This is a genomic window from Streptomyces sp. NPDC005878, assembly GCF_040629815.1.
Classification (GTDB): domain Bacteria; phylum Actinomycetota; class Actinomycetes; order Streptomycetales; family Streptomycetaceae; genus Streptomyces.
The window spans coordinates 54091-77109 of sequence record NZ_JBEXWK010000021.1 but is presented as its reverse complement, the minus strand read 5'-3'; the positions used below and the strand labels follow the sequence as shown (position 1 = coordinate 77109).

Genomic DNA, 23019 nt, shown 5'->3' with positions numbered 1-23019 from the left:
TGGGCAAAGCACTGCAGCCGATGGCGCAGCTGCTTGCTCTCGAACAGTCGTGGGCCGACCAGGGCTACGCCACGTTCACCGAGGACCCGTCTCAGTCCGATCCGCAGGACCCGCGAGTGTCCCGTCCGGGCGTCGCCGAACGCCCGAAGTCTCATCGTCCGGCACTTCTGTCACCAGGGAGGGCAACATGACGACGCCGCAAACCCGAACGCTCCTGCACCACCTTCTGGAGACCCCGGAGGTGAACGGTGCATCCTGGCCCAGGTTCCGGGTGCTGTGGAGGCACATGGCGGAAGGGGCCGCCAGGGACCTGCAGGACCGGAGCCTGGCCAACGTGCGGGTCGTCTCGGAATCGACTTACCGACGGTGGGTGGCCGGCACCCACATCGCCCGCGGACAGACGGCCACCATTCTGGAATGGTTCTTCGGCAAGAGCGTCGAAGCCCTCGCCCAGCCGGTACCCGTCCGCGAACTCGTGCGGCCGCGTCAGCTGGATCGTCGTACCCGCGCCGCGGCGAGGACCCTGGACTACAACTGGCCCACCTCCCGACATGTCCCGGGCGAGCCCGACGTAGGGGTCCAGGGCACATGGGAGCTTGCCGGCGGCCGCCATTTCGACGGCACCGCCATCGGGGTCCAGCTCTACGAGGCCGAACTGCGTGGCGACATCGTCGAGCTGGACGACGCCGACCTGCCGCATCTGCAGTCCTTCGTCCGCTCCTCCCGTAGGGGGGTGGTACTCGCCTCACTCGGCGCAGCAGGCGGACCGGGCCTGTACGCTCTGGACTCCGCGCTCGCCCGGCAGCATCTCGTCCTCGGGCAAACCCCACAAGTGCCGCTGGCCTACCGGCTCGACGACCTCACCTACGCGATCCTCTGGGCCCTGCACGTCCTGGACGACGGACTGCTCGCGGATGATCACCCGCTGTCCGACCGCGCCGACGAACTCCGGCACTACGTGAACATCAGGAACTCCGCCCCGCCCCGAACCGACATGCCCGACCTCTCCCCCATCGGGGCAGCATGGCTCGGCTCCAGTCTGTGCGCCCAGTACATCGTGCGGCACCTGGATGAACTCTCCGACGTCCCCGCATTCTGGACCCGGGAGGCCACGGGCGAGGAGTGTGCACCATGGCTGCTTTTCCGTCACAAGCACGACTATCTCCAGGCTGTGGCGGCACGCTTCGCCGGGCCAGCCAGCGCTCTCGGCCGCGCCTTCTGCATCCCGGAATCCGCCGTGCGCAGCACCGAGCCCTACGAGAGGATCCTGCTCTTCCTCACCGTCGCGATGATGGAGATGCACGGGATCAAGGTCTGGATCTCCAGCGCTCCGGAGTACAGCCAGATCGAAGGATTCGTTCTGGCGCAAAATACGGCGATCCTTGCGAACTGGGTGCGGGAGGAAGCCGTCTGGCGCGTCGCGACCACCACCGCCCGACGGGACGTCGCCCCGTACCAGGAGGCGATCGCACACGCCCGGGCCCACAGCCTCGTCGACGGGCAGACGCCGGCTGACCGACTGCAGGCCCTGGCCGCCTATCTCGACCTGGACTGGAAGTGGCTGATCACCCGGTGCCGCGCTCTCGGCGAGGAAGGCGTGTGCAGCATGATGCGGCCGCGCAGCCGCCTCCTCACGCTCAAGGCGCTCGACCAGACCCTGCGCTTCGTCGGCACCGTAGGCACGCAGACTGGCGGCCGATAGTCTCAACCCGCTCCATCCCACCGGCGACCCGAGGAACACCGCGTTGAAGCAGCAGATCCCCCGCCCCACCGTGCTCGTGGTCGGCCTCGGCGGCACCATCGCCATGACGCCCTCCGCCGCAGACGGAGCAGCCCGGCCCACGCTCAGCGCGGAGGACCTGCTGGCTGCGGTGCCGCAGCTTAGCGACATCGACGCCGACATCGAAACGCTGTCCTTCACGAACAAGCCGGGCGCCTCCCTGACCCTCGACGACGTCGAGGATCTCGCGAGGCGGCTGCGGACGATGACCAGCGAGCGCGCCATCGACGGCATCGTGGTGACCCAGGGCACCGACACCCTGGAGGAGACGGCCTACCTACTGAGTCTGCTGTACGAGCGGGACGCACCACTGATCGTCACCGGTGCAATGCGTGCTTCCTACCTGGCTGGCGCCGACGGCCCCGCCAACCTGCTCGCCGCCGTTACCGTCGCAGCCAGCCCGCAGGCCCGCGGCCGCGGTGTCCTGGTGGTGTTCAACGACCAGGTCTTCGACGCCGCGAGGGTGAGAAAGACGCACAGCACGAGCACGAACGCGTTCACCGCGCCCGAAACCGGGCCTCTGGGCACCGTCGCTGAAGGCCGGCTGAGACTCCTTGCGGCACCCGCCCACCAGCCCCTCCCGATCGCCGCGGCGCTCACCCGACCGGCACGCGTCGCCTTGTACACCGCCACCCTCGGCGACGACGGCGCCCTGCTGGAGCCGCTCCTCGACCAGGTCGACGGCATGGTCATCGCAGGATTCGGAGTCGGCCACGTCCCCGCGTCCTGGGTCCCCATCCTCGCGAAGGCCGCCCAGCGGATCCCGATCATCCTGGCCTCCCGGACGGGCGGCGGCACCACCTTGACCCGCACCTACGGCTTCGACGGCTCGGAGAAGGACCTGCTGGCCCGCAGCGTGATCGGCGCCGGACACCTCGACCCGTACAAGGCCCGTCACCTCCTCACCGTGCTGGTGCGCAGCGGCGCCGATCACGAGAAGATCCGTGCCACCTTCGCGCCTGCCGGAACCACTCCTGAAGGGCGCGGCTGATGCGGCACACGGAACTGACCATGGGGCGCACCTTCGCACTCGCCTTCGACGACGGCGACGACTTCGTCGACGAGCTCACCGGGTTCTGCGCCGAGATGGACATCCGTCAGGCGATCATCCCGATGTTCCTCGGAGGCTTCCGGCGCGTGGGACTCGTGGGGACCGACAAGCCACTCGAGGACCCGGAAAAGCCCCTGTGGGAGGAGACGGTTCTGCATACGGTCGAGGCCGTCGGCGCCGCCACCCTCGCCTGGAGCCCCGAGACCGACTCTCTCGCCCCGCACATTCACGTCGCAGTCGGCCGTAAGGACCTTTCGGCATCTGGCAGTGTGTCTCACCTGCAGTGGGCCGAAGTGCAGTTCATCCAGGAGATGTTCCTGCAGGAAGTGACATCCCCAGAGCTGCTGCGCCCGAAGTGCGGACCATACGGAGTGCCAACCCTGTCCTTCGCCCCCACCGCCCCAGTCACGCCGGCGTAAAGCGGCAGCTCCTTCCGACGGCCACAAACACGCCGATCGACGAGCTGGATCGGCCGTGACGCCGCGCGGCCGAGGGTCATCGGCCGCCGCACACGGAGCGGCCGCAAATCAGCCGGGGCGACCGCCAGGTGAGCGATGGCTCGCGTCCGCTGGCGCCTCGAGCGGCCCCGGCTGGCGCGATTAGGTGGCGTGCGGTGCCGTCGCGGGGCGGTCGCCCCAGCGGGACACTCGCTGAGGATGTCCTTGCGCAGCCTGCGCAGTTCGCGCCGGGCGCGTCCGCCCCGGGGGCGGGTCGGATGGCTCGGGTGCGGTCACCGGTGGGATCCTGGGACCGGCGTGGAGGACAGGCCCGGATGGATCGGAACGGTACAGCGGATGAGTGCACGCAGGCCGAGCTGAGCTCTCGCGGGTAGCTGCAGCAGGACGAGAGGTCGGCCGCCTGGGTCGTGACCGAAGCGGACGAACTGCCAACCGCAGCCCTTGGCGTGGGTTAGGAGACGGAGGGATTCCTCTGAGGACAGGTTGTCGGTGCTCACCTCGCAGCGTACCCATGTCACGCCGAGGCGGGCAGCGAAGTCCTGCGCCCACAGCGTCATCAGCCGACCGATCTTGTCGGGCGCCGCGCTGGGGGCGCTGTAGGCGAGGGACAACTGCAGCATGGATCCGGCCTCTTCGGTCTCCCACTGAGAAAGGGACGGGTTCCGGTGCAGACGCAGGCATCCAACAGGGCGCCCATCCTCGAACAGTGCAACGGCTTCCACCCATTGCTCACGGTACAGAGTGATTACATCGCCTGTGTACGGGTGGGGCATATGACGTGCGGAGAGCCACTCGGTGCGCAGGGCTACGAGTTCCGCAACGGCGTCCAAGTCCTCTTCGGCTTGTAGCAGCCGCATCTCGTACGGCGGGGGGACCGGCGTTGATTGGTCCTCCTTGGCGAGATGAGCGGCGGACAGCGGGTGCTCTCTCTGCGCGCGGTGGCTCATTGGGCGGCTCCGGCAGGTTCGCTGGCAGCCCCGGTGGTGTCGTCGCTTGTTGTGTTCCTGCTCGGTCCGAGGAGCCCCCATGCGTGTGCCAGTCCGATCAGGTGGGTTTCGTTGTCGGCGCCGACCTCGGCGACGAGATTCTTGATCTGCGAGCGGACGTCGGCTTGTGCGATCCCGGCGGCCAGGGCGATGTCCGGGGTCTCGGGGTACTTCGCGATCGCGCGGAGCAACCGCAGGTCCGCCGCCGTGAGCCGGGGAGCTTGGGCAGGCGCCGATGGCGGGGCAATCTGCTTGCTGGCGAGCACGGCATGCGCGCGAGCCGCCCGGCCTGATCTGCTGGTGATCTGGAACTTCCGGCCGATGCTGGCAACGTGGCCGGCGAATGTGGTGGTGCTCATGCCCAGCTCCTGCGCACCCTGGATGTTGGACGCGCCAGCGACGAGACGTTCCGCGACCCGCTTCTCGGCGGGTGTGAGCTGTGTGAGGGCTTCCGCGCTCTGGATCTTCACGGCCATGAGGGTCTTCCGGTAGTGAGATGGGTAGGCACGGCCTGCGACTACGCGACGGCGTACCGGGCGTGGTCGACGTGCCAGATGAACGAGTGGGTGATGCTCTCCAGGGACGCCGCGTGAAGTGCGAGTGGTCGCGCGCGGCTCTCGGACAGCTCTCTGACCCGTTTTCGCGCGACTGCGGCCTCTTCCTCGCACATGCGTGACGCCCTTTCGAACGCCTGCGGGAAGTCGATCTGGTGCTCGGCCATGAGCACTGTTGGCAGGCTCAGCGGCGTCGCTTGCTGCCGGTCCGCTTCCCGCAGGTGGGAAGCGAGGTCGTTCGCCCAGCCAGCGAGATTTGCGACGGCTGTCTCCGCCTGCCTGACCGGATCGGATGCCCGCTGCACCTGGGAGAGGTCGTAGGAGAGCACGATCGGAGCCGTGGCCATCAGGGTGTGGACGAAGACGGTGTAGGGGCGCATCGTGCAGTAGGTCTGCACGGTGACACGGTCCTGCTGGTTCAGGTGGTGGGCTTCCCAGACGAGTCCGACGAGGTTATCGCGCAGATGTCCGGTCAGCCGGAGGTACTGAGTGTGCGTAGCCCGGGCCCGCACGCGTCTGAGGAGGCCCCGAAGTGCGGCGGTACCAGGGTCATCTGGGCCTGCCAGGGCGTTGTCGTCAGCCAGGACACGGATCAACTCAGCAACGCGGTCGACCAGGAGGACCGGGTCTTCGGCGGCGGTCGCTTCGCCGTGGACGTCGTCGAACGCCACGAGCCACAGGAAGAGCTCGGCGCAGAGCGCGAGGCCGTCCAGATCAGCGGCCGGGAGTGCGCGGGCGACGCCCTGGCCGGTGATGTTGCAGAGGGCGCGGCGTGCATCGCTCGTGGCCAGGAGGTCGAATTCGTCGGTCCATTGCCGAAGGTGTTGTTCCACTGCGTCGGCGTGCGGGCTGCTGGGAAACGGTCCCGGGAAGGCGTCGCTGAGGTTGGGCAGGGGCATGCCGCGGGGCCCGGTGATGCCGGGGTGGTTCACGCCGCCTCCCGAATCGGGCGGCTCTCGCGGGCCGTCGCGGTCATGCGCAGGAAGGACGGGTGGACGGTGATTTCACCGATCGGCCGGGGGGAAGCGCCGGGGGCCGGCCGCAGCCGCCATCGGGAGGCGATGAGCGCCGTGACGATGATGGCCTCAGTCCAGGCGAACGCTTCACCCGCGCACTGGCGCTTTCCCAGGCCGAAGGGGATGAACGCGCCCTTCGGAGGCTGGGGACGCTCGGGCAGCCAGCGGTCGGGGTCGAAGCGCAGCGGCTCGGGATACAGGGCAGCATCGCGGTGCAGCGTGTAGGGGCTCCACAGGAGGTCCGTCCCGGCCGGCAGAGTCACGTTGCCGAGCTGGACGGGTTCGATGGCCTGCCGGGTGACCAGCCAGGCCGGGCTGTAAAGACGTAGGGTCTCGCTGACGAGTCGGCGGGTGAAGGTCAGCTGGGGAAGGTGCGCAGCGGTGAGTGTTTGTCCGGCGAGGACGGTGTCGACCTCGTGGTGAAGTCGCTGTTCCAGTTCGGGGTGGCGGCCGAGCTCGTGAAAGAGCCAGGCCAGGACGACGGCCGTCGTTTCGGAGCCTGCGGCGAGCAGGCCGGTGACCTCGGAGAGGATCTCGTCGTCGGGCAGCGCGGCGCCAGTCTCGTCCTGGGCGGCCAGGAGCAGTGAAACAACGTCGTCGTAGGCGTCAGGGTTGGCGCGGTGGTCGGTGATGATGTCCGCGACCACCTCGTGGAGGATTTCGCCGGCGCGGGCGACCTGCCGGTTGCGGCGGGTGGGCAGTCGCTCGAGCAGGGGCACCGGCAGCAGCGCGCGCCGGAGGGCGGCTTTGAAGACGGTGTCGACGCTGGTGAGAAGTGCGCGCGCGGTTTCCATCTCGGGGTTGGAGGTGAAGGCCACGGACATGACGACGCTCTGGGCAATGAGTTGCATCTCGGTCTTGAGGTCGAGCTGGTGCCCGTCGCGCCAGCTGGCAATGGCTGGCTCGGCGGTTTCGCGCATGGTCTGGACGTAGCCGCTGACCTGTTCGCGGTGGAAGGCGGGCTGTATCAGGCGACGTCGTGTCAGGTGGCGTTTGCCTTCTGCGACCGGCAGGGCGTCCTTGCCGAACAGTTTCAGTTTCTCGAAGAGCAGTCCCTTGCTGAACTGGTGCGACTTGCTGGTGAGCATCGTGTGGATGAGCTCGTGGGAATTGACCACGGTCAACCACTTCGGCCCGATCGCGATCCTGACGATCGGACCGGCGGCCCGCAGGTCCTGCAGGAAGCCCAGCCGGTCCCTCAGTAGAGGGGCGGCGTGCCCGATGAGCGCCTGGTGTCCCGGCGCGATCGGGGGAAGGTGCACCGGTGCAGTCATGAGGCTGTTCCCTCCGTGTCTCGCTCGTCCCCGGATGCGGCGAGTCCGGTTTCGCGGCGCATGCGCAGCATCTGGAGCGCGGCCATCACCTCGGCCTGGATCATGGCGTGGGGGGCGTAGAGGGTCTTGTCGTGCCAGAGCGCCGGATGCCGGTGGCCGGAGGTGCGACTGGCTGCCTCCAGGACTATTTCGGCCCGGTTCAGCGCCTGGTCGGCTCCGGGCTGGTGGAAGACGGGCTGGGCGGCGAGGAGGATCTTCACTGCGTAGGCGGTTTCCTCCGCGGTGCCGCCCCACACACCCCAGGAGCCGTCGTCTCGTTGGGTGGCCACGACCCAGTCGGCGGCCGACCGCAGGGCGGTGCGCACGGTGGGCCCGCCGTGGCGGGCGAGGGCGGTCACGCACCGCTCGGTGGCGTAGTACGGGGAGGCGTGCCACTTGTCCGCCCAGGCGCCGTCCGTCTGCTGCTGGGCGAGCAGCCAGTCGGCCACCAGGTCCATGCGGGGCCGGTGGGCGGCGCCCGCTGTGGCCTGGCATAGCGCGTAGGCGTGCAGGGCCTGCAGTGCGTGGGCGTTCGCAGTGACCGATCCGGTGTCCTCGCCGACGTAGCAGTCGAAGTGGGTGCCGGACCAGAAGGTGTCCAGCGGGGTGACGTCACGCGGTTCGCCGGCGAGGGCGGCCACCAGCACCACCATGGCTGTGTCGTCGGCGTCGGGCATGAGACCGGGGGCGCCGCGGACTCCGGCCGCGTCGTAGAGGTCGTGGATCCAGGCGCGGATGGTGGCCCTGCATGCCAGGGGCAGGCCGGGGCGGGCGAGTGCGGCGGCGACCCAGAGCCGCTCCACCGTCTTGAGTGGTGCTGCTTCCGGGAAGAGCCCGCCGTAGCGGCGGGCCACCGTCCTGAGTTCCGTGACTGCCTTCTCGCTCTGCCCGGAGGACGGGGTGGCGGCGAGCCATGCGGCGGTGGCGGCTGGGGAGCTGCCGAGCAGTCCGTGGGGCGCCAGGACAGCGCCCTGGGGTACGCGTCGGAAGACGCCTTCGAAGGTGTGGTGGAGTTTGAGGGGGACGCCTTCCGACTGGGAGCGTTGCGCGACCTGCTCGTGCCGACGGGCGAAGCCGTGCGGTACGTCCAGGCGCGCACCCCGCGACCACGGGCCCAGGGAGGGTGTCAGCTCGATCGTGTGCTGGTCCAGGTGGTCGTTGATCTGGGTGACCAGGCTGGGTACGAGGATCTCGATGGCCGCCGTGTCCGGCCACGGACCGGCCGGCGGCAGGTTCCGTACCGCGGCGAGTCCGGCTGCGGCGGCCGCGGCGAGCTGTTCGGGCCCCGTGCCGCTGGAGGTGTCGGAGCGCACGGTGGACAGGAGGGCTTCCACTGCGCTGAGGGTCGGCAGCAGACGGTACGGGGCGGGGCCCTCCCCCCAGCTTCCGTCCTGCTTCTGCTGTTCCAGCAGCCACGTGAGCCGCGGCTCGTGTCCGGGCAGCCTGGGCGCCAGGGAGACGACGCGGGCCGTCTCGTACAGCGAGGCGCGGACGCTGCCCCAGGGGTCGTGGTCGACGTCTGTCACGAGCCGTACGGCTTGGGAGCTGTATGCGCGCGACGCGCGCCGCAGCAGGTCGCTCCTCATGCCTGCCTCACCGTGGCTATCTGCGCTATCTCGCGCAGTGCCCTGGTGGCGGCCGGGGGCAAGGGCGCCTGGTCCAGGCCGGACAGGGCTGCGTCACGTCGGGAGGTGATCATCTCTTCGACGTGTTGCCTGGCATTCGTCCGTTCGAGGACGGCACGGACGCGGAGGATGTCGTCCTCGGCGAGATCGGGGCTGCCGACCAGCGTGCGCAGGAGCTGTTCCTCGGCGGCCGTGGCCTCCCGGAGTGCGAGCGCCATCAGCACGGTGGCCTTGCCCTCGCGGATGTCGTCGCCGACCGGCTTGCCGGTCTCGGCTGGGTCGCCGAACACGCCAAGGAGGTCATCGCGTAGCTGAAACGCTTCTCCCAGTGGCACGGCGAAGGCGCTGCAGGCGGCCTGGGCGCCCGGTGCGGCGTCGGCCAGGACGGCGCCGAGGCGCAGCGGCCATTCCACGGTGTACTTCGCGGTCTTGTAGCGCACCACCCGAAGCGCAGCCTCGACGTCGTCCGACAGACGGCCGGTCGACAGCAGGTCCAGGTACTGGCCGTACACCAGCTCGGTGCGCATCGTGTCCATCAGCGGCGCAATCCGCTTCAGCGCCTCTCCGCCGAGGCCGTGGTGAAGAAGCTCGTCCGACCACACCAGGGCCAGGTCGCCGAGCAGGATGGCCGTGCTCCGACCGTGTGCCTCGGCTCTGCTGCGTCTCCCGCCGCCGGCGATGTACGCGGCGGCGAGTGCGCGATGGGCGGTCGGTCGTCCCCGGCGCAGGTCGCTGCCGTCCATGACGTCGTCGTGGATCAGCGCGAACGCCTGGAACAGTTCCAGGGCGGCGGCCACGTGCAGGACGTCGTTGTAGGCCCCGTGTCCTTCCCCGGCGTGCCATCCTGCGACGCACAGCTGCGGGCGCAGCCGCTTGCCGCTTTGCAGAAGGCGGCTGAGCTCGGTGGACAGCGGTTCCGTCTCCGGCCCGAGCGCGAGGCGCGCCTTCTGGTCGAGGAACGCGGTGAGGAGCGCATCGACGTCAGGCCGCACGGTGGACAGGTCCGGTGTGTCAGCAGCTGGTGCGTGAACCATCAGCGGGCTTACCCCCTGGTCTTCAAGAACCGTCATGGGCGGATTCCCTTTTCCTCGAGGACGGACAGGGGTAGAAGTCCCGGCACGCCACGTGGTGGTGCGCACCGGTGTGCTGTGGTGAGTGCGGATCGCAACGGCGCAGCTTGCCGCCGGGATTGGGCGTGCGGTGGGATCAGGCGGGGACTGGTGGACGTCCCGGCGTGGGGCGCGGCGGGGCGTTGAGGGTGCGTGTCCGGGGTGTGGGTCGCTGTGCCTGCGGGGCGAGGGGGGTGAACCGGCAGGGCAGGGCGGTGAGAAGGCGGTAGAAGGGCCCGGGCTGGTAGGTGAGTTGTTCGCGCGGGACGGCGAGCTGGATGTCGGGCAGGTAGGAGACAAGCCGCTCGATCGCTGTCGCCGCGATGAGCAGGGCGATCTTGCGGGCCGGGCAGGCGTGCGGGCCGGCGGCGAAGGCGAGGTGGGCCTTGATGCCGGAGCGGTGGCGGCCGCTGGAGGCGTTGGTGTGGGGGCAGGTGTTGGCCGCGGCGTAGGAGACCATGACCGGAGCGCCGGCGGGGATGTGCACGCCGCCCAGGTCGACGTGCCTGCGGGGGAAGTGAAGGCTGTACATGGCCAGCGGCGGGTCCTCCCAGAGGGCCTCGTCGATGGCGGCCTCGATGGTCAGGGTGCCGGTGGTCAGGGTGCCGCGGTAACCCTTGTCGGACAACAGCCGTACCAGGGCGTTGGTGATCAGACCCGCCAGGGTCGGGTACGCGGCACCGTCGGTGATCACGATCTGTTCCCCGACGTTCTCCGCGGAAAGCTGGTTGGGGTGGTCGATGAACCAGGAGGTGAGGTCCGGGCCGCGCCGGGCGAGCTTCGCACCGAGGAGCGCGTTGAGGTAGGCGCCCAGCGCCTTCTCGCCCTCGACCTTGGCTGCCAGGTCGGTGCTCATCAGCGCCGCGAGGATCGCGTGGAGCTGCGGGGCCTGTTCGTCGAGGCCGCCGAACAACGCGTTCAGGATCATCGGTGGCAGCTGCTGCGCGTACTGGCCGACGAGGTCGGCTTCGCCGGTGGGGGCGAAGTGCTGGAGCAGCCCGTCGGCGAAGCGCAGCGTCACATCGCGGACGTGGCGCGGGTCGAGGAGGGCGAGGCTGTCGGTGATGACCCGGCGGAGGTGGGCGTGCTCGGGGCCGTCGGTGAAGAAGAGGCTGTGCCGCCACTCCACGTTGGGCCTGACGGGGCTGTTCTGCGGCACGAGGTGCATCCAGTGCCGGGAGTCCTTGGACCAGGTGTCGGTGTCCTGGAGCAGGGTGAGCGCCGTCTTGGGATCGGTGACCACGTAGACGTAGACGTTGGGGTCGATCTCACCGACACCGACCGGTCCTTGCTGGCGCAGCAGGTCCCAGCTGCGCTGGGGGTGGGCGGCGTGCTCGGGGCCGTACAACGGCACGGGCGGTGCGGGGGCGGGCGTGCTCATGAGGAAGCGTCTCCGGCGAGGGTGATGAGGTGGGCGGTGAGCTCGATGAGCGCGTCCAGGGTGGAGTTCTTGTCCCGGGCGTCGCAGACGACGAGAGGGGTGTGCTCGGCGAGGTCGAGCTTGTCGCGCAGCGTGTCCGGTTCGACGGTGCGCGAGTGGGGGAAAACGTTGACGGCCACCGTGTAGGGCAGGCCGCGTTCCTCGATCAGGTCCATGACCTCGAACGACTCCTGCAGCCGTTCGGTGTCGACCAGGACCAGGGCACCCAGGGCCCCCTCGGCGAGGTCGTCCCACAGGGGCCTGAAGCGGCGCTGGCCTGGTGTGCCGAACAGGTACAGGATGACGCCGGCCTGGTCCAGGGTGAGGCGCCCGAAGTCGGTCGCGACGGTGGTGGTCTTCTTGTCCTGAAGCCCGCGGTGGGCGATCTCGTCGGTACCAGCTGCGGCCGTGGTCATGACCTCGTCGGTATGCAGGGTCGGGATCTCCGAGACCGTGCTGATCGCGGTGGTCTTTCCGATCCCGAGCGGGCCCGCGACGAGGATCTTGATCCGCTCGTGGGGCGCTTCAGGCAGGTAGACCGGCGTTGAGGGCAGCGCTGGGCTAGTCCTTGAGAGCGACGAGTCCACTTCTCACCCTTTCCAGGAGCTCCTTCGTGGCCGGGGCTGCAGCACCAGGGGCGGCCTGGCTCGGCCCCTCGGCGCGCAGCAGCCCGTCGTCTATGAGTTGTGTGGCGAGGACCTTGCACGCGCCGACCGGGATGTCCAAGTAGGCGGCGGTCTCGGCGACGCTGAGCGCGCCCTTTTCCAGCAGGGAGAGCAGGCGCTGGTGTCCCGGCGAGTGGTCGGGGCCGGGAGGGACACCGGTGGCGTACAGGGCTGTCAGGCCCTGGAGCGTGTTGCGGGTGGGGATGCCGCAGCCGCCGGTTGCCAGGTAGCTCGGGACCATTCGGCGCCCCACCTGGCCGCGGGTCATGACCGCGTGCCGCCGGCGTCGCGGGCCGGAACGGACATCAGTTGCTCGCCGACCTTGCGCGCCTGCCGGGCGGCCAGGCCTGCGACGACTCCCATCGGCATGTCCTGGTCCCCGACTACGACCAGGAAGGCGTTGTGGCCGGCGGGCATCATCATGCAGGTGCCGAGCTCGGTGATGGTCGTGATCGTCTCGATGGGGTTGTCGAGGGGGTTGTCGGGGTCGCGCTGCAGTGCTGCGTTCGTCGTGGCTCGGATGGCGCTGAGCACCGAAGAGCTCATCGCTGCCACGCCTTCGGCCCGGTCGCGTGGCAGGTCCTCGGATGCGGCGACCAGCATGCCGTCGCTGGACGCGATGACGACGTGCCGCACCTGGGAGACCTCGAGGAGGGGCTTGAGCACCAGGGAGTAGTCGTCGCTCTTGATGGCACGGTCGGTGTCGGTCACGTGGCGTCCTCGGATTCGGTGTCGGTGCGGGCAGCGGCGAGCCCGTTCTGGAAGTCGTCCCACATGGCCCCGGCCTTGTCGGGGTCGGGCGTTCGCGACGCGGGAGCGGGCTGAGCACTGGCTGACCCGAGCGGTTGCTTTCGGTGGCGCTGAGGCAGATCGGAGTCGGGGGCCGGAGCGGGCGCGGCGTGGGAAGCGGATCGCTGGGGCCTTCGTGGGGGCGGTGCGGGCAGGGGAGCCATGGCCGACACGGGGTTGGTGCGCTCATCGATCTCGACCAGCAGGTGCGGCGGGATCGAGAGCACCGCCCTCACGCCGTTGTAGGGGGACGGCTGGTCGATGGATACCTTGAACCCGTGGTCGGCTACGAGTCGCCCGATCGCGGCGAATCCGAAAGCAGGCGGGTCCCCCAGTTGAGTCAGCAGCAGGTCGTGTGCTCCCTCGCCGGACACCAAGCGGGTGCCCCGGGCGCGTTCCTCAGGGGTCATGCCGGTACCGGCATCGTCGATCTGGATACTGACGGTGCCGTTGTCCGTCTGCAGCAGCGTGACAGTCACCTTGAGGTCGTCGTTGGAGTGCTCCAAGGCGTTGGCCATCAGCTCGGCGCAGGCCACCGCTATCGGTTCGGCCGCCCGGCCGACGATCCCAACATTCGTCGCCCGCAGGTTGGAGACGATCTGGATGCGTTCGTATCCGTGCAGGCGCGACTGGGCGCCGGTCACCACATCGGGCACGTGGGTGTCCTTGCGCACGTGGCCCGGCCACCCTCCAGCGGCGATCGCGGCCTTTTGCAGATGGCGCATCATCTGCTCGTTGAGATGGTCGATGCCGAAGAACGCGTTCAGCAGCTCCGGGTTGTCGTTCTTGCGCTGCAGTTCGTCGATGACGTCCTGCATCCGGTTTGCCACCGACTGCGTGTGTGACGAGGTTCCGCGCACCGCCGACCATGCCGCGGCATCCATGCGGCGGCGCTGGGTCAGGATGGCCTCGGCGAACTGAGCGAGCACGTTCTCGATCAGCTTGCCGCTCTCCGTCTCGGACAGGCGTGAAGAGAGCGGTCCGGGGATCGGGTAGTGAGTGCTGATCAGGTGGTGGGCGTACGCGGGGAGCCGGGCCTGAACCAGGTGCCGGACCTCTTCCCGGAGCTCTGTCTCGCTCGCCTCTGCACGATCGGCGCGGTCAGCGTGCGCCTGCGCGGATTTGGCGAAGGCGGCACGGGATCGCGCCAGCAGCACCGTGGCTACAGCACCGGCGGTGGTCGTGGCGCCCAGCGCCACGGCGGCGGCTTCGGGGATCGCAGTCACGGTCAAAGGTCCTCGGGGTCTGAGCCGTCTCTCCGAACGTCGGGCGGTGAGGTCAGGTTCACCCGGGGGATTGACCTGGCGTTCGAAGAGACGGCGGCTAGAGGTGGACAGGGACGGGGTGGAGCTCATGTGCTCCCGCGAGTCGAGGCCTGAGCAGCGCGTCGGGTGATGACAGGGCATCAACGCGGGTGCGTGGTCGACCACTTGGAAGCTGATCAACAGCCTGCCGTGCGCGTCACCTGTCCGGCCAGACGATCTGGCTGTCATTTCGGTGGTCACTTTCTCGGGGGCACGAGGCATCGCTCTGGCTTCCCATTTCCAGTCATATAGGCACGACTTGCACCGACCGGCTGACTGGTGGCGGGGAAAGTGACGCCTGAAATGACAGTCGCCGTACCTGGACTTCACGATCGGACAAATGCCACGGTGAGAGCGGGGCCAGCCAGAGCCGCGAGCTACCCCGATTCCCTGCGCCCTCACCTCGAAGCCGTGTCGCGAGCAGTCGAGGGGGCGCCCCGATCATCGCGATGAGAGCGAGCCCCGTCGTGACCGCATCACACCTGCCCAGGCGACGCCTGATCGCCGGATGGGACGAGCACCCTCTGGGTGTCGGTTGCCGGCCCATCGGCGGGCCGGCAACCAATCAGGACGCCGCTGTCGGATGGGCGCCCGTAGCCGACGACATCGCCGTCGAGGCCCTCCTGAGCGCTCATGCTGAGGGCGCGACCGTCTTCGACACCTCCGACATCTACGGTATGGGCCACTCGCAGAGACTGCTGGGGCGGATGCTCGCCCAGGTACCCCGTGACCAGGTACGGATCTCCTGCACGGTCGGTGCGTTCAAGGGCACTGGCCTCAGCGCGTACAGCTCCCTCAATCTGCATGGGCAGGTGGAACAGAGCCTGGAAAACTTGGGCGTGGACTACCTAGACGTCCTGACCTTGACCCATACGGATTTCGGACCGCGCGACCGCTACCTGGAGGATGCGCGGGAGACCCTGCAGGCACTCCGCGACCAGGGCGACGTCAAAGCAATCGGGCTACGAGCCCCCTGTCGGCTGGTCACCGGCTCCACGGCCTGCCAGTCAAGCTCCCGTGACCGCGAGAGCGCTGCGCGATTCGCCTACCTCTTCCAGCGCATCGGGCCCGAGGTGATCTCGACCTCGATCAACCCACTCGACCGGCCGTTTCTTCCCGGGAACGCGGCGGCAGACAGCGAAGCTGAGGAGGACATCTTCAGCTTCGCCCACCGCCACGGCGTCGCCACCATGACCTACAAGCCCCTTGGTCAGGGACTGCTCACTGGGAAGTACGGCCCGGACTCGGTCTTCCTGCCCGGTGACGTTCGCTCCCGTATCACCACACCGACGCTGGACATCGTGCACAAGCGCCTGCGTCCGCTGCGAGAACGCTTCGGGGCAGATCCCCAAGACCTTGCCCGTATCGCTCTCGCCTACTGCCTCAGGCTGTGCCCGACCTCCATTGTCCTGGTCGGCATCTCCAACCCGCACCAGGCGTTGGCGAACTTCCAGGGTGTCAACACCGAACTGAGCGATGAGGACTACGACTTCATCGGGTCCGTGTACGCATCCCTGCGTGAGGAGCTCTACAGCTCTCAGGAACCTGCGGTGTCCAGGCCCTCCGCCGTTCGAAGGTCACCATTGGACCAGATGACATGAACACATGGGTGACGATCGGTCCGGACCAGCTTCGTGACCAAGGCCACCGTCGTCGGCGGCGTGCAGCTGGCCGCGGGTGAGCAGATGCGGCTTGCTCTACGGACACGCACGCCGGTGGGGCCCGGCTGGGAAGTCCTACTCATGCCCACACGCCTCGCCCACCCCGCTCTGCACCCCTTCACGAGGACAACGGCATGGGCCTCTGCCCTGGGCTGGATCTTCGCCTACGCCGGCCTGGTGGTCCATCCCATCGTCACCTTGATCGCCGCCGAAACCTCCTGCGCCCTTCCCGTACCGGAGCCCTGACCATGCCCACTGCCTACCTCGCCTCGTCACCGAGCACAACCAACGCGCCCACAGGCGAACACCCGGGCCAGCCCACCCGTCCCGAGCGCCTCGCCCTCGCCGAGATTCTCGACCTCCAGGAGGTCGAAGTCCCTGGCACAGCGCACGCATTGCGCCACTTCTTCCCGGAAGCCTGATTCGCCAGCCCCTCCTGACCCTGACCACCACTGACCGCTGTCTCCAGCAGGAAGGCCGAGGCCATGGGCCCCCGACCGCTGTTCCGCGCCCAGCACAGCATCATGGTGCGGTCCGTGCTCGTCCACGATCTGCCGATCCCACCGGTGCCCGAGCTGTTCGAGGCGACGCCCGTCGCGGCGGCTTCGTGGCGACGCTGGGTGCTCGAGGTCTGGGACGTCCAGCAGATCGCGGCCGCCGTCCGCCATGCGAGTCCCGACCTATCCCAAGAGATCGACAACCTTGCAGACGGACCCGCGGACGCCGTGACGCTGCGGCGCCTCGCCCTGACCCTGCTCAGCTACATCCTGCGCCTCACCCACCGGTGCACCCCTTTCGGCCTGTACGCCGGCATCGCCGAGGGTCGCTTCGGAGTGGCAACCGACGTCCGGTGGGGGCAGGAGCACCGCACCCGAACACGGGCCGGCGGGCTGTGGTTGGCTGCCGTCGTAGAGCAGTTGGAAGCCGTCCCCGGGCTTCGGCGGCGGTTGCGGCTCTGCGCCAACAACGGCCTGCGCGTGCGTGGCGAGCGGCTGGTCCTGCCCTGGCAGCCGCGCGCGCTGGAGGAGACGGGCACGGCCGTGCGCGAGGTATCGGTCCGCCGCACCCCGGCGGTCAGAGCCGCGGTGCAGATGACCAGCGCTCCCGTGCCGTACGGGGACGTCATGCGCAAACTCGGCGCCGAACACCCCGAGCTCAGCGCGCGCGAGGCTGAGGAGCTGCTGGACCTCCTCATCACCAAGCGAATGCTGCTGACCAGCCTCCAGCCGTCGGGCACCGAGACGGACGCCCTCGGGTACGTGGTGCGCGAGCTGGGCCGCATAGGTGGCACGCAGGACGAGCCGGCTGCGCTGGCGGTCGCCCTGAAAACGATCCACGGGCAGATGCGCGACCTCGACCAGCGCGACCCAATGTCAGCGGAGGCCGACCACCAGCGGACCGCACTCGCCACGCGGATGCGGCAGATCGCCAACCAGCCTTCCCCACTGGCCGTGGACGCGCAGCTGGACGCCGGCCTGGTCCTCCCCCGCGCGGTGGCGTGGGAAGCGGAGGCGGCGGCCGGTGTCCTCGCGCGGGTCACTCCGGAGCCGCGGGGGACGCAGGCGTGGCTCCGTTACCGCGAGCGCTTCCGTGACAGGTACGGCGAGGGCACCCTGGTTCCGCTGATGGATCTGCTCGACCCACACACCGGCCTCGGTCTGCCAGAAGACTTTCACGGCACCGCGCGGGCCCCGGAGCCCGACACCATGCACCGCGACCGGCTTCTGATCACCCTCGCCCAGCGAGCCTGGGCCGAGGGGCAAGACCTCGTTCTCGACGAGGACCTTATCCAGCAGCTCGCCCGCGGCCAGGCGCCCGCACCCGAGGACCTGCCGCCGCACGTGGAGATGACGGTCAGCGTGTATGCCGCAGGCGCCCAGCAGTTGGACCGCGGGGAGTTCACTGTCGCCGTGCGTCGCAGCAGCCGCGGGTGGGGCCACTTCAGTGGCGGCCGACTCGCCGCCCTACTCGCCGAGCAGGACTCACCCAGCGACCTGCTGGGGACGCTCGCCCATCGGCCGACGACCGTGCGGGAGGCGCTGCCGGTCCAGGTGTCCTTCCCCTCCTTGTTGCCGAGGGCGGACTACATCACCCGCACGCCCCGCCTGCTCTCCCCGCTGATCTCCCTGTCCGAGTACCGGCCCGCGGACCCCGACCTCATTCCGCCGAGCGACCTCGCGGTGACCTGCCGCCAGGGGCGGCTGCACCTGGTCTCCCTCTCACGTGCCCGCGTGCTGGAGGCCGCGATCCCCCACCCGCTTCAGCTCGAATGCCAAACACCCACGATCGCGCGCTTCGTCGACGAACTCCAGCGCGGCCAGAGCAGCCGCCTGATCGGCACGTTCGGCAACCTCGCCGGATGGGACTGGGGCGCCGCCCGGCACCTGGCGTTCCAGCCGCGCGTGCGGGCCGGACGCAGCATCCTCAGCCCGGCCACCTGGCGCCTCGCCCACGCCGGCCTGCCGGGCCCCGCCGCCTCGACCGCTCAATGGGACAAGGCCCTTGCCACGCTGCGTGAGCGGTGGCGGCTGCCACGCCATGTCTACCTGGAGCGCTTTGACCACCGGCTCCGTCTCGACCTCGAGCACCCGGCCCACCGTGCTCTGCTGCGCTCCCACGTGGACCGACCGCAGTTCGGGCAGCTCACACTCACCGAGAGCGAGCCGGACGACGCGTACGGCTGGTGCGGTGGGCGGGCCCACGAGGTCGTCACCTACCTGGCGTCCACAGCACCGGCCCGGCCAGCTGCGGTGATCCGCAGCGCCCCCACCGTGGGCCGCGACCACGCGCGCATGCCCGGCGCCTCCCGCTACCTGTCCGCCCGCCTACACTGCCAGCCCCAGGTGCGGCGCGCGCTGCTCACCGACCACCTCCCGGCCCTGGTCGCTGACCTTCCCCACTGCGTGTGGTGGACCACCGCTCAGGACGAAGGCGACCGGCCGCACACCGAGTTGACCATCCGCCTGCCCCACCCCACCGACGCGGCCGGGGCGATGCGTCTGCTCGGCGTTTGGGCGGCACACCTGATCGACGCCGGGGTCGTCAGCGACTTCGCCCTTGTCCCCTACCGGCCTCACGTGGGCTTGTGGGGGACCGAGAACGCCTTGACCGCCGCAGAGACCACGATGAGCGCCGACACGGCGGTCATCGCCTACCAGCACGCCCGCCTGCGCTTTCCAGCCACTCAGCCGGTCCTCGCAGCAGCCAACCTCCTCGCCCTCGCGGCCGGCTTCCACCAGGACGTCACCGAGGGGATGCGGTGGCTGGCCGCAGAGCCCAAGCCGACCGCAGACGTGTCGCTCCCCCGCCCCCTGCTGCAGCAGGCCCGCACGCTCGCCGCCCCGGACGACGGATGGGCCGGGTTGCGTCAAGCCCCCGGCGGCGCCGACCTCGTCGACGGCCCCTGGGCGCAGCGGCACGAAGCCCTGGCCACATATCGCGAAGCCCTGCGCTGCTCGCCCCACACCGACTCCGACGCTGTGCTCCGCACACTTCTGACCGCCCACCTGCGCCACATCGGTGAAGCCCCTCATGGCACCGCCTGGCGGTTGGCCCGGGCCATCGCCCTCGCCAACACGCGTCCCCGCCGCCAGTCCACACGTTGACACGCCCGCACCCGCACAATCCGCCTGCCGCTTCCGGGCCGACGACCGCCTGGGCCGGAATGGCCCGGCCGGCCCCCGACCACTGACGATGAGGATGAAGCCCAACCGTGTCCCTGGCCCTGCTCCGGCAATCGCACCAGGCACCTGCCCGCCCCGCGCTTCCAGCGGTGACGACGGCGGTGTACCAATGACGACCAGCACACCTGCCCCCGTGCCGTGCGCGCCGTCCTGTGACGCCCCCTCCCTGCCACCGGTCCTGGTCGGCGCGCTGATGCGTCACTACCGCACACGCGCCGGGCTGAGCCAGATGAAGGCCGGGCACATCCTCGAGACATCGGCCAGCCGGATCAGCGCCCTGGAGACGGCCCGGACCGCACTACCCGTCTCAATCGCACACGCACTGCTGGATGCCTACGGCACACCGGCCCCCGAGACCCGGCAGGCACTCGCGCTCTTGGCCTACCCCAATCACCAGCACCGGATCCACGGCTTCGCACCGTCCCGGGCATGGGTGGACGCGTTGATAGCCGGCAGCCGTTCCGTGCACGTCTACAGTGCTGACCCGGCGTCGCTGTCGCTGTTCTCCCCGGCCGCCTCCCCTGCACAAGGTGCCCAGGGCAGCCGACCGTCCACCCCGGGACGGTGCCGGATGGTGCTGCTCCTTAGTGAGAGCCTGCTGAACTTGGCGCGGGACGGGCACCCGGCCGCAGCCCACCTGTCTCACCTCGTCCGCCTGGCCAAGAACGGGGTCATCAGCGTTCACCTCGTACCCGGACAACTTGACGCCCCGGCGCCGCTGCTGGCCGAGTACACGTACACGGTTCGGGGCTGGAACGGAAGCGTCGCAGACCGGGTGCGCCGCCAGATCTTCGTTGCCCACCACCATGACGGTGCCCCGGGAAGCGTAGGCAACGGGGGCGCGGCCGTGGCCGAGCGCCAGCTGCTGCAGCAGGCCACCCGCACCGCGCGACCGCTCCAGTGGAGCCTTCACCAGCTACGGCAAGCCGCCCGCGCACAACAGCAGGACACTGCGGCCGACGGTCCCCGCATGGCTTTCAGCCCGCCCATCTCCTCGCCGGATAGCGGCACACGGAGGACAGCATGAACCTCCGCCTGCCCACTGTGTCGGCCGCCGGTGTCCACAACGCCCTCCTGGGCGGGGACAGCGGCTTCGCGCTCGATCTCGCCACGGCCGACCAGGTGGCCGCGGCGGCACCATGGTGGCCGTCGGCTGTACGCAGCATGCACTGTCTCGGGCAGCGCATGGTGGCCCACCTCGCCGCGCGAGGTCTGCACCAGTTCCTCGACCTGGGCAGCGGAATGCCCTTGGCCGATAGACAGCAGGTCCACGAGATCGCCGCAGCCTCTCTACAGACCCCGGGCGCTACCCGTACGATCTACGTCGACCGCGACCCTCACGCGCACACCGCCCGCCGCCTCGCCCTGGCCCGTCGCCCGGGCGCGAGGACCGTCATGGGCGACATCGTCGACATCGAGACGCTGCTCGCACACCAAGCGGTCCAGGCGATCGACTTCCAACGTCCCGTTGCCGTGCTGCTGCACGACGTGCTGCCCTGGCTGTCCGGCGAGGAGGCCGTCCACCTGGTCACTGTGCTGCGCCGCCGTCTGCCTCCCGGCAGCGTCATCTCCTTCACCCATCTCCTCACCGCCCCGCCTCCCTACGCCACAACCCCGCTGGTCCGCTGCTACCGCGAAGCCGGCATAGGACTGCGGCCGCGCGACTTGGCGGTGATCACCGCGTGGAGCGGTACCTGGCCCGCGTACACCCACGGACCGCACACCGGCGCCGGGTCCCTGCCGGTATGTGCGCTCCTCCTTCGTGCCCCCGGGCCCGGTCGCTTTACCCGCCCCGCGTTCTGGTCGCCTTCCCGGCGTGGCGCCGTCCTCGGCAGCCCGCCCTCGCGTCGTACGGCACGGAGCAACTCCGTTGCAGAGGGGGCGATCCGTGCCAACACACGTGGATAGCGCACAGCCGCGGGACAGCCGCCTGTCGCTGCGCGATCACCCCAGCTTCCGTGCGTACTGGCTGGGCGAGGCCACAGCCCTGGCCGGCTCGTCGGTCTCCGCTGTTGCACTCCCCGTGATCGCGGCGATGGAACTCGATGCCACCCCAGGTCAGGTCTCCGCCCTCGCATCTGCCGTGATGGCGCCCGGGTTCCTCCTTGCACTACCCGCCGGGGTAGTGGGCGACCGTTCCTCTAAGAAGCGGCTGATGGTGAGCACCGACCTGGCGGCGGCCGCGGTGGTCGCGGTGGTTCCTGCCTGCTGGGCCGCCGACGCCCTCACCATGCCAGTCCTGTGCTGCGTGGCATTCCTGTTGGGGTCGCTGACGGTGCTGCACCAGGCGGCGGCGATCGCCATCGTGCCCGAGTTGGTGGTGCCGGAACTCGTGCCCGATGCCAACGCACGGGTGATGGCTGCTTTCGCCGTCGCGGGATCGGCCGGCGCCTACGGCGGGATTGCCGCGGTCAATCTGCTCGGCGCCGTCCGCTGCCTGCTCCTGGACTCGGCGTCCTACCTGATCAGCGCCTGGTGCGCCTCTCGTATCTCCTCCGTCCACACTGCCCAGCATCCGGCCAGACCACGCACCGGGATGATCACGTCGATCCGTGAGGGCATGGCGCACGTCCTGCGGGATCCGCTCCAGCGGCCCCTGGTCCTGACGATGGCCTACCACGCCTTCGCCGAGGGCATCGTCACGACTTACTTCGCGTACTACCTGCTGACCGAGCTCGACTACGGCGACATCGGTCTCGGACTGGTGCTGGGCGCGGTTGGGGTCGGCAGCCTCGTGGGCGCCTTGGTCGCTGGCCGGCTGGTGCGCCGGATAGGGCCCGGGGCGGTCCTGTTCGTGGGTTTCGCCGCGTACCCGATATGCGGGGCGCCGCTCCTCGTTGCCCGTCCGGGGCACGGGTGGTGGATCGCTCTCGTGGCCGCCAGTGCCGTCAAGGCTGTGGCGGTCACAGCGGCCGCGTCCACACAGAGGTCGCTCCGTCAGCAACTGTGCCCGCCCCACCTTCAGTCCCGTGTCCAGCAGACCTCGGTGTGGCTGGTCGCCGGGGCCCGGCTTCTGGCAGCCGCGGCGGCGGGCGCCGTCGCCGCGGTGGTCGGTGTGTGGGCCGCGCTGCTGACCGGCACGGTGCTCCTCCTCGGCCCCGTGGCCCTGCTGTGGGTCTCCCCCGTTCGCCGGCTGAAGGTCATGCCCGGCACCACTACAGCGCCGCCCGAGCAGACCAATCGGCCGCTGCAAGAGGGAGGGGGACCGTGTCCACTGATCGCGGTCGGCTCGACGCCGCCTTTTCCCTCGTGCGGCAAGGGCAGCGGCCTCGCCAAGCCTCCTCCAAGTCCTGTGTCCTCGCCTTGAAGGAACCTCCCGTGAACATCTCGATCCCACCGACCCGCATCGCCCCGCGTCGCCAGCAACAGGGCTCTGCATCCCGGCAGCGTCCGCGCGCTGAGCGCGCTGAGCACCGTGGGGAGGAGTCGGCGGCCCTTGCCCTGCGTGATCTTCCCTTACGCATATCGGTGGCGGTGGCGGGCCTGCTCCTCGCCGTGCGGGTGCCCATTCCGGGGTTCGTCCCGACCGGGGCGTACGCCGCCTTCCACGACACCTCCGCACGGATCCAACGGGTCTGGCCGTGGGATGAGTTCACGGCAACTGG

At 69.6% G+C, this 23019-nt stretch carries 21 protein-coding genes; 10 read left to right on the top strand and 11 right to left on the bottom strand.

Translation table 11 applies throughout. The annotated features are described in order from the left end of the window. The first annotated feature begins 187 nt into the window (after positions 1 to 187). The 3 genes from ABZ404_RS26915 to ABZ404_RS26905 are packed head-to-tail and all read left to right on the top strand — an operon-like array spanning position 188 to position 3250. Positions 188 to 1702: a transcriptional regulator, XRE family protein gene (locus ABZ404_RS26915; RefSeq protein WP_358834739.1), complete on the top strand. Its 1515-nt coding sequence runs from the start codon at positions 188 to 190 to the stop codon at positions 1700 to 1702. Positions 1703 to 1745: 43 nt separating this feature from the next. Then, the gene (locus ABZ404_RS26910) at positions 1746 to 2771 is read left to right on the top strand and encodes an asparaginase (RefSeq protein WP_358834738.1); all 1026 of its coding nucleotides are present in this window, start codon (positions 1746 to 1748) and stop codon (positions 2769 to 2771) included. A 20-nt stretch (positions 2772 to 2791) separates the two neighbouring features. Further along, positions 2792 to 3250 (top strand): PPC domain-containing DNA-binding protein, encoded by a 459-nt coding sequence (locus ABZ404_RS26905; RefSeq protein ID WP_358834737.1) that lies wholly within the window; start codon positions 2792 to 2794, stop codon positions 3248 to 3250. 311 nt (positions 3251 to 3561) lie between these two features. Here ABZ404_RS26905 and ABZ404_RS26900 read toward each other — a convergent pair whose 3' ends face one another. From ABZ404_RS26900 to ABZ404_RS26850, 11 genes are all read right to left on the bottom strand, one after another. Then, entirely contained in the window at positions 3562 to 4236 is a 675-nt protein-coding gene (locus tag ABZ404_RS26900) for a hypothetical protein (RefSeq protein ID WP_358834736.1), read from the bottom strand. Beyond that, positions 4233 to 4745: a LuxR C-terminal-related transcriptional regulator gene (locus tag ABZ404_RS26895; protein WP_358834735.1), complete on the bottom strand. Its 513-nt coding sequence runs from the start codon at positions 4743 to 4745 to the stop codon at positions 4233 to 4235. Before ABZ404_RS26895 ends, ABZ404_RS26900 begins: the two co-directional genes overlap by 4 nt. 47 nt (positions 4746 to 4792) lie before the next feature. After that, on the bottom strand, positions 4793 to 5761 hold the full coding sequence (locus ABZ404_RS26890) for a hypothetical protein (protein WP_358834734.1): 969 nt from the start codon (positions 5759 to 5761) through the stop codon (positions 4793 to 4795). Further along, positions 5758 to 7119: a cytochrome P450 gene (locus ABZ404_RS26885; RefSeq protein WP_358834733.1), complete on the bottom strand. Its 1362-nt coding sequence runs from the start codon at positions 7117 to 7119 to the stop codon at positions 5758 to 5760. The genes ABZ404_RS26890 and ABZ404_RS26885 overlap by 4 nt, the downstream gene beginning before the upstream one ends. Further along, a complete protein-coding gene (locus tag ABZ404_RS26880; RefSeq protein WP_358990967.1) occupies positions 7116 to 8744 on the bottom strand; it encodes a prenyltransferase/squalene oxidase repeat-containing protein in 1629 nt (542 codons plus the stop codon). Before ABZ404_RS26880 ends, ABZ404_RS26885 begins: the two co-directional genes overlap by 4 nt. Further along, positions 8741 to 9853 carry a polyprenyl synthetase family protein gene (locus tag ABZ404_RS26875; protein WP_358835687.1) on the bottom strand — a complete coding sequence of 371 codons (1113 nt, stop codon included), beginning with the start codon at positions 9851 to 9853 and terminating at the stop codon, positions 8741 to 8743. Before ABZ404_RS26875 ends, ABZ404_RS26880 begins: the two co-directional genes overlap by 4 nt. Before the next feature lie 136 nt (positions 9854 to 9989). Next, the gene (locus tag ABZ404_RS26870) at positions 9990 to 11273 is read right to left on the bottom strand and encodes a cytochrome P450 (RefSeq protein ID WP_358835686.1); all 1284 of its coding nucleotides are present in this window, start codon (positions 11271 to 11273) and stop codon (positions 9990 to 9992) included. Beyond that, a complete protein-coding gene (locus tag ABZ404_RS26865; RefSeq protein ID WP_358835685.1) occupies positions 11270 to 11899 on the bottom strand; it encodes an ATP/GTP-binding protein in 630 nt (209 codons plus the stop codon). Before ABZ404_RS26865 ends, ABZ404_RS26870 begins: the two co-directional genes overlap by 4 nt. After that, positions 11874 to 12218 carry a DUF742 domain-containing protein gene (locus tag ABZ404_RS26860; protein WP_358835684.1) on the bottom strand — a complete coding sequence of 115 codons (345 nt, stop codon included), beginning with the start codon at positions 12216 to 12218 and terminating at the stop codon, positions 11874 to 11876. The genes ABZ404_RS26865 and ABZ404_RS26860 overlap by 26 nt, the downstream gene beginning before the upstream one ends. Positions 12219 to 12241: 23 nt before the next feature. After that, a complete protein-coding gene (locus ABZ404_RS26855) occupies positions 12242 to 12688 on the bottom strand; it encodes a roadblock/LC7 domain-containing protein (RefSeq protein WP_358835683.1) in 447 nt (148 codons plus the stop codon). Further along, entirely contained in the window at positions 12685 to 13992 is a 1308-nt protein-coding gene (locus tag ABZ404_RS26850; RefSeq protein ID WP_358835682.1) for an ATP-binding protein, read from the bottom strand. The genes ABZ404_RS26855 and ABZ404_RS26850 overlap by 4 nt, the downstream gene beginning before the upstream one ends. 545 nt (positions 13993 to 14537) lie before the next feature. On the opposite strand from ABZ404_RS26850, the gene ABZ404_RS26845 reads away from it, so the two are divergent. The 7 genes from ABZ404_RS26845 to ABZ404_RS26815 all read left to right on the top strand — a co-directional run bounded on the left by ABZ404_RS26845 (position 14538) and on the right by ABZ404_RS26815 (position 22721). After that, on the top strand, positions 14538 to 15671 hold the full coding sequence (locus ABZ404_RS26845) for an aldo/keto reductase (RefSeq protein WP_358835681.1): 1134 nt from the start codon (positions 14538 to 14540) through the stop codon (positions 15669 to 15671). A gap of 33 nt (positions 15672 to 15704) precedes the next feature. After that, the gene (locus tag ABZ404_RS26840; protein ID WP_358835680.1) at positions 15705 to 15977 is read left to right on the top strand and encodes a hypothetical protein; all 273 of its coding nucleotides are present in this window, start codon (positions 15705 to 15707) and stop codon (positions 15975 to 15977) included. Positions 15978 to 15979: 2 nt separating this feature from the next. Beyond that, positions 15980 to 16153 (top strand): hypothetical protein, encoded by a 174-nt coding sequence (locus ABZ404_RS26835; protein ID WP_358835679.1) that lies wholly within the window; start codon positions 15980 to 15982, stop codon positions 16151 to 16153. Between the two features lie 63 nt (positions 16154 to 16216). Continuing rightward, positions 16217 to 19336, top strand: a complete 3120-nt coding sequence (locus ABZ404_RS26830) for a lantibiotic dehydratase (protein WP_358835678.1) — start codon at positions 16217 to 16219, stop codon at positions 19334 to 19336. Positions 19337 to 19523: 187 nt separating this feature from the next. Beyond that, positions 19524 to 20441 (top strand): helix-turn-helix transcriptional regulator, encoded by a 918-nt coding sequence (locus ABZ404_RS26825; protein ID WP_358835677.1) that lies wholly within the window; start codon positions 19524 to 19526, stop codon positions 20439 to 20441. Then, entirely contained in the window at positions 20438 to 21322 is an 885-nt protein-coding gene (locus tag ABZ404_RS26820; protein WP_358835676.1) for an SAM-dependent methyltransferase, read from the top strand. Before ABZ404_RS26825 ends, ABZ404_RS26820 begins: the two co-directional genes overlap by 4 nt. After that, positions 21303 to 22721, top strand: a complete 1419-nt coding sequence (locus tag ABZ404_RS26815) for an MFS transporter (RefSeq protein ID WP_358990965.1) — start codon at positions 21303 to 21305, stop codon at positions 22719 to 22721. The genes ABZ404_RS26820 and ABZ404_RS26815 overlap by 20 nt, the downstream gene beginning before the upstream one ends. Positions 22722 to 23019 lie beyond the last annotated feature (298 nt).